8 protein-coding genes and 1 pseudogene are annotated in these 5,649 nt (G+C 62.1%); 3 read left to right on the plus strand and 6 right to left on the minus strand.

Features of this window, described 5'->3' with window-relative positions; translation table 11 throughout:
- The coding region (locus AAFM29_RS08295; RefSeq protein WP_341712386.1) for a L28 family ribosomal protein at positions 1-78 on the minus strand (78 nt) is incomplete at its 3' end.
- 155 nt (positions 79-233) lie between these two features.
- Here AAFM29_RS08295 and tadA point away from each other — a divergent pair.
- Entirely contained in the window at positions 234-689 is a 456-nt protein-coding gene (tadA, locus tag AAFM29_RS08300) for a tRNA adenosine(34) deaminase TadA (protein ID WP_341712338.1), read from the plus strand.
- Here the strand turns inward: tadA and AAFM29_RS08305 are convergent.
- The 3 genes from AAFM29_RS08305 to AAFM29_RS08315 are packed head-to-tail and all read right to left on the minus strand — an operon-like array spanning position 686 to position 2,765.
- Positions 686-1,438: a ribonuclease T gene (locus tag AAFM29_RS08305; protein WP_341712339.1), complete on the minus strand. Its 753-nt coding sequence runs from the start codon at positions 1,436-1,438 to the stop codon at positions 686-688. The genes tadA and AAFM29_RS08305 overlap by 4 nt on opposite strands.
- Positions 1,435-2,295: a carboxylating nicotinate-nucleotide diphosphorylase gene (gene nadC / locus AAFM29_RS08310; RefSeq protein WP_341712340.1), complete on the minus strand. Its 861-nt coding sequence runs from the start codon at positions 2,293-2,295 to the stop codon at positions 1,435-1,437. Before nadC ends, AAFM29_RS08305 begins: the two co-directional genes overlap by 4 nt.
- Positions 2,296-2,348: 53 nt before the next feature.
- Entirely contained in the window at positions 2,349-2,765 is a 417-nt protein-coding gene (locus tag AAFM29_RS08315; RefSeq protein WP_341712341.1) for an Rrf2 family transcriptional regulator, read from the minus strand.
- An 88-nt stretch (positions 2,766-2,853) separates the two neighbouring features.
- Between AAFM29_RS08315 and AAFM29_RS08320 the strand changes: the two genes are divergently transcribed.
- Complete coding sequence (locus AAFM29_RS08320) at positions 2,854-3,300, plus strand: globin domain-containing protein (protein WP_341712342.1); 447 nt, start codon at positions 2,854-2,856, stop codon at positions 3,298-3,300.
- Between the two features lie 46 nt (positions 3,301-3,346).
- On the opposite strand, the gene AAFM29_RS08325 is transcribed toward AAFM29_RS08320, so the two are convergent.
- Both AAFM29_RS08325 and AAFM29_RS08330 read right to left on the minus strand, forming a co-directional pair.
- On the minus strand, positions 3,347-4,144 hold the full coding sequence (locus AAFM29_RS08325; protein ID WP_341712343.1) for a LytTR family DNA-binding domain-containing protein: 798 nt from the start codon (positions 4,142-4,144) through the stop codon (positions 3,347-3,349).
- On the minus strand, positions 4,141-5,373 hold the full coding sequence (locus AAFM29_RS08330) for a sensor histidine kinase (protein WP_341712344.1): 1,233 nt from the start codon (positions 5,371-5,373) through the stop codon (positions 4,141-4,143). The genes AAFM29_RS08325 and AAFM29_RS08330 overlap by 4 nt, the downstream gene beginning before the upstream one ends.
- 81 nt (positions 5,374-5,454) lie before the next feature.
- Here AAFM29_RS08330 and AAFM29_RS08335 point away from each other — a divergent pair.
- Positions 5,455-5,649, plus strand: a pseudogene (locus tag AAFM29_RS08335) (hypothetical protein); the annotation flags it as partial.

Below are 5,649 nucleotides of genomic sequence, written 5' to 3' on the forward strand. Positions count from 1 at the left end.
CTTGGTCTTGTTGTTGGCGTGGCTCACATTGTGGCCAACCTGGCGGCCCTTGCCGGTGAGTTCGCAAATGCGCGACATGATCGTCTCTCGTTCAAATGGCTGGGCGAGTTCCCTTATCCGCTTATGGCGGGCGGGGCCTCGATTTGTCCCGGAAAGCGGCGCGCATAGCGGCGACCTCCCGAATCGTCAAGCACGTTGCGCCCTCCGGCACGGCAGTCTAGCGCGCTTGCACCATGACCGGCTGGACCCTCCCATACCCCATGCAGCGAGCCCTCGCGCTAGCGGAAGAATCGGCGGAGGCTGGTGAAGTGCCGGTGGGTGCGGTGGTGGTACGCGCCGGAGCGATTATTGCCGAGGCACATAATGCCCCGCGTGAAACGCATGACCCGACCGCTCACGCCGAAATACTGGCGATTCGCCGAGCGGCAGAGGTTCTGGGCGACGAGCGTCTGACCGATTGCGAGTTGTGGGTCACGCTCGAGCCCTGCACGATGTGCGCGGGGGCCATTGTCCACGCGCGAATCGCCAAGCTCTATTATGCCGCCAGCGACCCCAAGGGTGGTGCGGTGGAGCATGGCGCGAGGGTGTTCGACCAGCCGCAATGCCTGCATCGGCCCGAGGTATATTCGGGTATGGGTGAAGCGAGGGCGGCCAATCTGCTGCGAGAATTCTTCAGGGACCGCCGCTAAAGACCCCGCCAGATCCTGGCCGGCGCGCTATCGCTCTCGCCATGGCGCATGCGGTCACAGGTGGACGGCATGAAGCGCCTGTCATAGCAAAGCTGGATTTCCTCCAGCCAGCCGCGCCGGTTGAGGTGCACACCCACGGCTTCGGAACGCCATCCTGGATTGGCATCGACGAAGCGGGTGCGGATGATGCCCGCTGTCAGCCCTTCCTCACGCGAGATTCGATCAAAATCGGGAATACGCAGACCATTCCAGAGGATGCGCGTGACGCGGAAGTATGTCTCTGGGTGTCGGGCCATGCAGCTGCCATGCTTGGCCCATTGCTTGGCTACCAATGATGCAGAGGGTGAAAGGCAAAGGTTGGGTCGTACCGCTTCTGTCGACAGGGGGGATTTCGCGGGGCACCACTGTGGCCAACTACGCCCGCTTTCGGGCCAAAGCCCGTGGATGACCATTCCGAACCGGCCGGCCTGGCCAGAACATTGACGGGCATTAGGGGGGCTTGTCTCCCGTCCTCTGCAGAACTCCGGACTCCAGCTCATGGCCAGCGTATAGCCGGTGACTGGCAGGCGGCGCGCCGGGCCATCGGGCGCTACGCGAGGTAGATCTACCGCCCCAGTCACGCTGCATTGATAGGATTGCGCTGCGATCGGTGAGGCTACGAGGCCCAGAAGCAGGGCGGAAGCGAGCCGCACCAGGGTTGAAATGATTGAGAGCGCGGTCGACAACGGTACTGCCCGCCTCAAGATCATAGTGGCGTAAAATCGAGACCGATGTCGGCGGCCGGTGCGCTCTGGGTCAGGCGGCCGACGGATACGAAATCCACCCCGGTCGCGGCCTTGGCCCGGATCGTGTCGAGATTGATCCCGCCACTTGCCTCGGTCGGTACACGTCCTGCAACGATAGCAACGGCATCGCGTAACACGTCTGGTTCCATGTTGTCGAGCAGCAGCCGTGTCGCACCAGCGGCCAGCGCCGGTTCGATCTGGTCGATCCGGTCCACTTCGCAGATGATCTCCTTCACCCCCGCATCCACGGCGCGCCGCACGGCCTCTCCGACCGATCCGGCGACGAGGACATGGTTGTCCTTGATCATCGCCGCGTCCCACAGCCCCATGCGGTGATTCGCGGCGCCTCCCATGCGCGTGGCGTATTTCTCAAGTACCCGCAGGCCAGGGATCGTCTTGCGCGTATCGAGCAGCGTGCAGGCCGGGTTGTCCATCGCGTCGACATATTGCCGGGTCAGCGTGGCGATACCCGAGAGGTGCTGGACGGTGTTGAGCGCGCTGCGCTCGGCAGTGAGCATCGCCCGCGCATTGCCTTGCAGTCGCATCAGATCCGTACCCGCCGGAACCCGCGCGCCCTCTTCGACGAGAATTTCGATCGACATCTGCGGGTCGAGTGCATGGAAGAAGGCGCGTGCGATCGGCAGTCCGGCGACACAAATGGCATCGCGTGTATCCATGACACCAGCAAACCGGGCATCGGCAGGGATCACGCTTTCGCTGGTAACGTCCCGCCCACCACCTGCGAGGCCTTCGCCGAGATCCTCCGCCAGAGTCTCGTGGACGTAGCGGGCGAGATCGAAGCCGAGGAGCGTAAAGGTCATGTTGGCCTGTCTTGCGAGTTGACCCCGATTTGTCGAGCGCTGTCTGCCAAGCGTCAGTCTTCGGGGTGCGCTAAGGGCCAGGTGGTGGTGCGCGCGATGTCCGCCAGCGAGCGGTTGTCGAGCACTTCGAGGAAGGCGCGCACCGCTTCGTCCAATGCGGGTGTTAGCCCGCACGAAGGCGCAAGGATGCAATTTGCGCAGTCGGCGGGATTCAGGCTCGGCTCGGTCAGCCGGATCACCTGGCCGATCGTGATATCGGCCGCCGGCCGCCCCAACCGGAAACCCCCGTGCCGGCCGCGGAGGGTCGTGAGGAAGCCCGCATTGGCCAGCTGGTTGACCACCTTCATCGCGTGGTTGCGCGAAATCGCCTGTTCCTGCGCCACCTGGGCGATCGACAGCAAACGATCCGGTTCGATTGCTGCCTGCAGCAGGATGCGCAGTGCGTAATCCGAGTGAGCTGTGAGACGCATTGCCAGCCTTTCAAAAGATACAGTTGACATGCATCATTATGCTGCCAAGGAATAGATGCATATCCAATACATCATATAGGAGCTTCCCTTGAGCGCAACTTTGAGTCCTTCGGTTATTGCTACGGTGAAGGCGACCGCGCCGGCCCTGCGAGCCCACGGCCTTGCGATCACTCAGCGCATGTATGAGCGGCTGTTCGTTGATCCGGCCGTAAAGGCGATGTTCGATCAGGCCGCGCAGGAATCGGGTGAGCAACCAAAGCGTCTTGCGGCGGCAATCCTCGCCTATGCCGAGAACGTCGACAAGCTTGAGGCCCTGTCCAAGCCGGTAGAGCGCATGGTCGCCCGGCACGTCGAAACAGGCGTGAAGCGCGAACATTACCCGCTGGTCGCCGATGCCTTGATTCCCGCCATCGCCGACATTCTGGGTGACGCAGCGACCCCGGTGGTGCTGGCCGCCTGGGGCGAGGCCTACTGGTTTCTCGCCAACTTGCTGATCGGGCTAGAGGAAGCGCGTTACAGCGAGGCGGTTGTATAGGCCGCGATGGGGCTGCGCGATGGCCAGCGATGGCTGTCGCGCGACCTCAATGGACGAAGCGCGCCACCACGTCGCGGTAGGAGCGCGAGACCTTCACTTCCGCTCCGCTATCGAGCACGAGGAAGCACTCGCCATTGGTATGCGGCTTGACCTGGCGAACCTGGTCGAGATTCACGATGGTCGACCGGTGTACGCGCTGGAACTTGCGCGGATCGAGCCGGCGTTCGAGATCCTTCATCGTTTCGCGCAAGATCAGCGAGTTGTCGCCGGTATAAATGCACATATAGTCGCCCGCGGCCTCGATGTGCTCGATCGTGTCGACTTCGACCCGGAAGATCTGGCCACGATCCTTGATGTTGATCAGTCTTTCAAAGCGGCTGGCAGCCTCCGCCTCGTCACCGGCCAGTTCCTCGACCGCTTCCGGGGCAACCTCCGATAGCACACTCTTGAGTTTCTCCGCCTCTTCGGAAGATTTCTTTTCAGCCAGGCGGATCCGTACTCGCTCGATCGTGTCAGCCAACTTGTCCTCGTCCACCGGCTTCATCAGGTAATTGACCGCATTGGCCTCGAAGGCGCGGATCGCGTGCTCCTGGAAGGCTGTCACGAAGACGAATAGTGGCGGTTCGATCTCCATCACGCCTTGAACGACACTGAACCCGTCGAAACCGGGCATCTGGATGTCGAGAAAGACAAGATCGGGCTTGAGCGTCTTGATTGCGCGAATTGCTTCGCGTCCGTTCTGGCAGGTCTCGATGATCTCGACGTCCTCGAAGGGCTCGAGCCGCAATTGCAGGCCTTGGATGGCCAGTTTCTCATCGTCGACAAGGATGGTGCGAATGGTCATGTCGTGGGCTGTGCCTTCTGGGGAGGTTGCAGCGTGTGAACGGGCGGGGCGCCCGCAGGTTTCTGGGTCGCTGCGATTTGGGGCGCTTTGGCTGGCGCCGCGATGAATGGAGCTCTCGCTTCGTCGGCTTCAAAGGGCAGTTCGATGAGAACGCTGAAGCCGCCGGTCTCGGGCGATCGGATTTCGAACCGGTGCTCTTCGCCATAGGCCTGCGCCAGGCGGTCGCGGATGTTGGCCAAGCCCACCCCGGTCGAATCGCGCCGAGCGTGGGTGGGGCGAACAGCTGGAAGTCCTTCGATAATGGTGTTGGATGCCATGCCCGGACCGGTGTCCGAGACAATCACCCTGAGGCGAGGGCCGACAACCTGGGCACTCACATTGATCTCCGCGCCCTCTTCCATCGGACTGACGCCATATTTGATGGCATTTTCGACCAGCGGCTGGAGCAGCATGGATGGAAGTTGGGCCTTGGCGGCCTCGGGCTCAATCCGGAACTCGGTCCGCAGACGGTCTTCGAAACGCATCCGCTCAATGTCGAGGTAGAGCTTCAGCGTCTCGACCTCTTGCGCCACCGTGACCTTCCCGCCGGGCTGGGTAACCAGCGTATGGCGCAGGAAGCTCGACAAGCGGGTGAGCATCGCATTCGCGGTCTCGGTTTGCTTGAGCAACACCAGCGTGCTGATCGAATTGAGGGTGTTGAACAGGAAGTGCGGGTTGAGCTGGTAGCGGAGCATGGCGAGTTGCGCGCTCGTGGCCTGGGCTTCGAGCCGTTCCAGCCGGTCGGCCTGCGCTTCGACCTGGAGGAAGTAGTTGATGGCGTAATAGAGCGCCGACCAGGCACCCAACAAGGTCAGGTCATAGGAATAAAGGCCGAGAAACAGGCGAACGAAACCTCCATCGTTCGAAGGCCTGGTCAACTGCAGCACCCAGCTGTCGATGAAGGCGAAAACGCCCACCGCGACCGCCAGAACCATCGCTGTTGCGCTCCACATGACCAAGGGGCGGCGGTTCATCAGCGCACCATAGATCACCGCGAGAATCAGGCTGAGCGAGAAACCGGTGATCGTCGCGATGACAATGATCACCAGAGCGTCGATCGGCTGGCCGTTGGCGACTGCCGACATGGCGCGCAGCATCGCGGTCCCGCCCCAGCCAGCCAGCTGGAGGTTCCAGAACGCCTGGTTCTTATTGGCGAAGAACGGCGTCGGACGAATGGGCAACACGGCCATGCGAGCCTCCTCTAGCCCAATTGCGACGAGTTGTGCCAGTCGCTACACTCATTCCTGCTGACGAAGCGAGGGAGAGACGCGATGGGTGTGCACGGAACGATCGACCAGGAAAGCCGAGAACGGGCCAAGTTCCGTGAAATGAAGGAAGGCACCGCAGAAGACTGGGCGATCATCGGCGGCGAATATCGTGCCTTCGCCCGGGGTCTGCCCGACCGGGTGCTTGACCACCTCAAGCTGCTCGATGGCGATTTCGGCGGGTTTCCCGTCTGCCGCCTG

The sequence above is a fragment of the Erythrobacter sp. genome, from assembly GCF_038133525.1.
Taxonomy (GTDB): domain Bacteria; phylum Pseudomonadota; class Alphaproteobacteria; order Sphingomonadales; family Sphingomonadaceae; genus Qipengyuania.

Excerpts from the sequence above, each read along its gene's own strand:
- nadC (WP_341712340.1), bottom strand. The coding sequence starts at position 2,295 with ATGACCTTTACGCTCCTCGGCTTCGATCTCGCCCGCTACGTCCACGAG.
- AAFM29_RS08315 (WP_341712341.1), bottom strand. The coding sequence starts at position 2,765 with ATGCGTCTCACAGCTCACTCGGATTACGCACTGCGCATCCTGCTGCAG.
- AAFM29_RS08325 (WP_341712343.1), bottom strand. The coding sequence starts at position 4,144 with ATGACCATTCGCACCATCCTTGTCGACGATGAGAAACTGGCCATCCAA.
- AAFM29_RS08330 (WP_341712344.1), bottom strand. The coding sequence starts at position 5,373 with ATGGCCGTGTTGCCCATTCGTCCGACGCCGTTCTTCGCCAATAAGAAC.
- AAFM29_RS08305 (WP_341712339.1), bottom strand. The coding sequence starts at position 1,438 with ATGATCTTGAGGCGGGCAGTACCGTTGTCGACCGCGCTCTCAATCATT.
- tadA (WP_341712338.1), top strand. The coding sequence starts at position 234 with ATGACCGGCTGGACCCTCCCATACCCCATGCAGCGAGCCCTCGCGCTA.